Origin of the sequence: Endozoicomonas sp. ALE010, assembly GCF_049310165.1 — a bacterium.
In the GTDB taxonomy this organism is placed as follows: Bacteria; Pseudomonadota; Gammaproteobacteria; order Pseudomonadales; family Endozoicomonadaceae; genus Endozoicomonas.
The window spans coordinates 1-3,939 of record NZ_JBLYNV010000141.1; the positions used below are offsets into that span (position 1 = coordinate 1).

Consider the following 3,939-nt stretch of genomic DNA (forward strand, 5'->3'; position numbering starts at 1 on the left):
GAGGTACCATCTCCGGCCAGCGACGCATCCTTCAGCTCGGACTTCTTGATCATGCCGCACACCCAGGGTGGCAGTACCAGCCAGCGGCCGGACTCGGGAATGTTCTTCTCGTCCAGCAGGGTGCCCATATCGACGATGTAATCCAGCACATTGGACTTATCCACAACCACGCCGGTACCACCGCCATCGATCTTGTTATCTGGATGGACATCGGTATAGATATTCCCAAGTACATCGCCGTCTACCGCGATCTTCACGTTTTCTGCTGCATCAGCAGAAGACTCGTTGATCAGCTCGATATTGGACTGGACACTCTGGATATAGTCATCAATAAAGGCGTAGTACTTGGTCTTGTCGATGGGCATTTCCACCTTGGGTGGCTCCAGATCCTGATACTCAACCCCCACGGCACGGTCATAATCCGCTACCGTAATATCGGGGCGGGTACGGATCACTACCTTGGAGCCTTCCGACTGGATCTCACCTTCCCAGTTGGTGTTGCAGATAGCCGACAACACAGTTCGTTTATAGAACTTCGCGTTGAGCTTTTTGGAATAAATAACGGACAGGGCATTTGCCATAGCCCCCGTTGGAAACGTGGTCGTTGCCATGATTCAGATCCCTTGAATCTCTTTCGAGAAACGATTAGAGCCTGCCTCCCTGCTTGATCCACTGGGCCAGAATTTCATCGAGTTTTTCTTCATTGTCGTTAAACTCTTTCTGCGGCATGGCCGCAATCTGGTCCAGTGTCATTGCCGGTTGGCGACCCTGAGTGGTCGGTTTCGAGCGGGACCGCACTGGCGGTTCGCTCATCTGTTTTGCCTGCTGCATTTTTTGCGCTGGATCAGGTGCAGGTTTGGGCGCAGGCTTATTCAGACCGGCAGCCTCTTTATAGAGACTCATGACCTGCGCTGCCCCTAATGGGCTGACACGACTCAGCTCCTGAACATCAGCCGTTTGTCGTGCAAACCAGCCTTTAAAGTCCTCACTGGCAGAGATCTGCTCCACATCAGGATGAAGACTGCGCAACTTGCTCCAGAATACCTGCCGGGCCTGCTCCGCGTCCTGCTCCTGCCGTGCCTTCTCAATAGCCACCAGCCGCTGCTCCAGTCTCCGGTTGAGCTGTTCTGACTCATCCAGCTTGTTAAACACCGGATCCAGCTCCTGGTAGTCCTTACGGAGTTCCTGAAACTGATCAGACGGCTCTGGTTCGCTATTGGGTTGGTTCGGCTGACTCAGATTCTGCTGACTGAGCAGATCCACTTTGGCCTGCAGCAAAGCGATCTGTTGCTGTAGCTCTATATTGCTGCGCTCCAGATCAGCGGCTTTTTGCGTCGCCCGGGTCATCAGGGCATGGGCATTCTTGCGGGACTCTTCCGCTTTGGTGTACTTGTCCTGCCAGTCTTCACCGCTCTCTTCACGAGATGTGGGGGCAGGCGGCTCTGACTCTTCGTCTGTCGCTTCCGGCTCCGGTGCAGGTGGCGGGGGTAACTCATCAGCGGGCGGGTTCTGGTCGGTCTGCTTGTCCTGCTCGTTCTCTTGTTGTGCAAAAGCGGCAGGGGCTTCCGTATTTAGACCCATAAGGGCTGCAAGTTCGGCGTCAGTTTCCTGATCCAACTGTTCGGCATCGATTGCCATCTTCACTCTCCCTGTGGGGCGCTGAGGCTTGTCCACATTTGGTTTAGCCTGATCTTGTGGGGCCTGGGCTTATCCACATATTTCAGGCATTCACCGGTGACCGCTCCATGCGTTACCGGCATACCGCCCATCCCTGGGCATAAAAAAACCGCCGAAGCGGATTGGTTTTTACTGCTGTTTCAAATACGTCGCTGCCCTGAGCTGCAAGGCGATAAGGTCATCCAACTCCTGCACTCTACCCTGCAGGACGCGCAAATTGGTTGAATCCTGGCACGTTGCCAGTTTCTCCAGCAGCAACTTGCGTCGGCGCAGAAGATACTCCTCCACCACGTCGTACTCCGGACGATTGCTCACCGTCAGAACGGCTTCCGCCTCCTGCGGCTTCAGGTGCATGGGATTGGGCATAGAGTTCTTCCTCGGGTCTCAGGGCTTTATCCGGATCAATATCCAGGGATTTCAGGTATTCGTTATACAGATAGCGATGGTCAGTCATGGGACCCAACACCGGATTCATACTGACGTTCAGGGCATTCATCATCCGCTCAGATTGCAGCTCTTTGGCAACCAGCGCAGCACTGCCCATGGCCACCACATCCAGATCACCCCGCTTGGCATCTTCGCTATCACTCCAACGCATAGCGAAATTAAACAGACTGTCGATCAGGGGAACGGTTGCGTAGTCGTCTATATTTTTCACCACACTTTTCAGGGCCACATTGGCCGCAGTCATCAGCATGCTCATACCGCTGGCGGTTTTGTTCAGGTTCTGGGTCTGTTCGCCATGGGTGTAACTGGGGAGCGATGTTTCTTCATCCGCAAATCTTCGGAACATTTCAAAGATGCCGGACAGATCCTTTTGATTGCTCTGGATATTGATGGCCTGAATCATCGGGCCTTCTCCGGCCTCACCATCATAAAACCAGAGTCGATAGGGATAGATCTTCTTGGCATCTTCCAGGCTCATGCCTTCCGGAAATTTGCTTACATCCATTTGAAACATGGGACCAGCGGTCAGGGCTGCATTATCCAGCAGGGCTCTGCCGGTGGAGTTCATTACATCCTGACTGTCGTTCATCATGTAGGGGATACCGATGCCCCAGAATCGATGCAAAACACTTTCGTAAGGGACAAACTTGTAAGGGATAGCTTCCGGCTTCAGAGGATTCAGCCTGGCCATAATCATCCGGCCATCGCAGATCCAGATATTGGCCTGGTACTCTGCCTGCTCATCAATATCGGTAACGCCATACTCCATCAGCTGATGGCCATCTACCGGCCCCCAGTACTCCAGCACATCAAAACGCTGGGGCGAACCGTACTGCTCATCATTGTTGTTAATGTTTCGCAGCTCTCGCTCGTAATCTTCAGGAACATGATTACCCTGGGGAGACTCCATCAGAATGGCGTGAATGGTGTCCTGTTCAAACCCGGGGCTACCTGCTAATTCTCTGAACTCATGTTTGGTTAGAACATGGCGTCGAAACAGATCGTTCGGCTTGCCTGGATCATGGGAATAGGGATCCGGAAACAGATCAAAGACACTGGCCCATTCAATATCCGGCTCAATGCTCTGGTGATCGGTGAGCTTCCATTCGTCACCTTCACTTTCCCACTTCTCATGGTTCCGAATATTCAGAGTGGCTACCTTGATGCAACCGGTTCCCAGGGTTACCTGCTCACGAACCATTTTTTTGATTTCGGTAAGTGCGTTGGCATTAATCAGATAGTCCTTGATCAAACGCTTCATCTTCATGGCAGCGGTATTGGCCTTTTCCAATGCTTCCGCCATCAGTTCCCGCTCCATTTCATCGTTACGTTCCTGGATGAGTTGGTTTCGGGTTCGGGGATCAAGTCGATATGGCAATAGTTCCTGAATAGCCATCATCCGGATCTGCTGCTTAATGGCGGCAGGAATATCAGACAGTGGACTGGGAACAATATCCCAAAAGGAATCCACATTCTGAAACAGCAGATCAATAAGTCGTGAGTAGGCAGCATTGACTTTGGTGGCAGTGATCTTGATAAACACCCGGCTCAAGGCCTGCTGCTCTTCCATCACTTTTTCTTGCTCGGGACCGTATTCACCCTTTACCGCCCGCAACGCATTCAGCCACTCATCTTCCACTTCCCGCCGGGCCTCCCGGTAACCCTGCCAGCGGCTGTAGAGATCGGAAGCAAAGGCATCACGCACCGCCTGTTCACGACGCTCCTTGTCCAGAGAAGAGTCCAGCTCCGCCTGAGTCACCTCATCCGGAGTGGCCACCATCACCAGTCCGTGTTCCATTACCTGACCTTCTTGCC

The 3,939-nt window shown here is 53.0% G+C and carries 2 protein-coding genes and 1 pseudogene; all 3 read right to left on the reverse strand.

Annotation, left to right across the window (positions count from 1 at the left end):
• Window positions 1-611: pseudogene (locus ACO6UY_RS24100) on the reverse strand (hypothetical protein); the annotation flags it as partial.
• A 34-nt stretch (window positions 612-645) separates the two neighbouring features.
• A complete protein-coding gene (locus ACO6UY_RS24105; RefSeq protein WP_422491574.1) occupies window positions 646-1,638 on the reverse strand; it encodes a hypothetical protein in 993 nt (330 codons plus the stop codon).
• Window positions 1,639-1,873: 235 nt separating this feature from the next.
• On the reverse strand, window positions 1,874-3,939 hold a 2,066-nt coding region (locus tag ACO6UY_RS24110; RefSeq protein ID WP_422491575.1), incomplete at its 5' end, for a portal protein.

Excerpts from the sequence above, each read along its gene's own strand:
- ACO6UY_RS24105 (WP_422491574.1), bottom strand. The coding sequence starts at position 1,638 with ATGGCAATCGATGCCGAACAGTTGGATCAGGAAACTGACGCCGAACTT.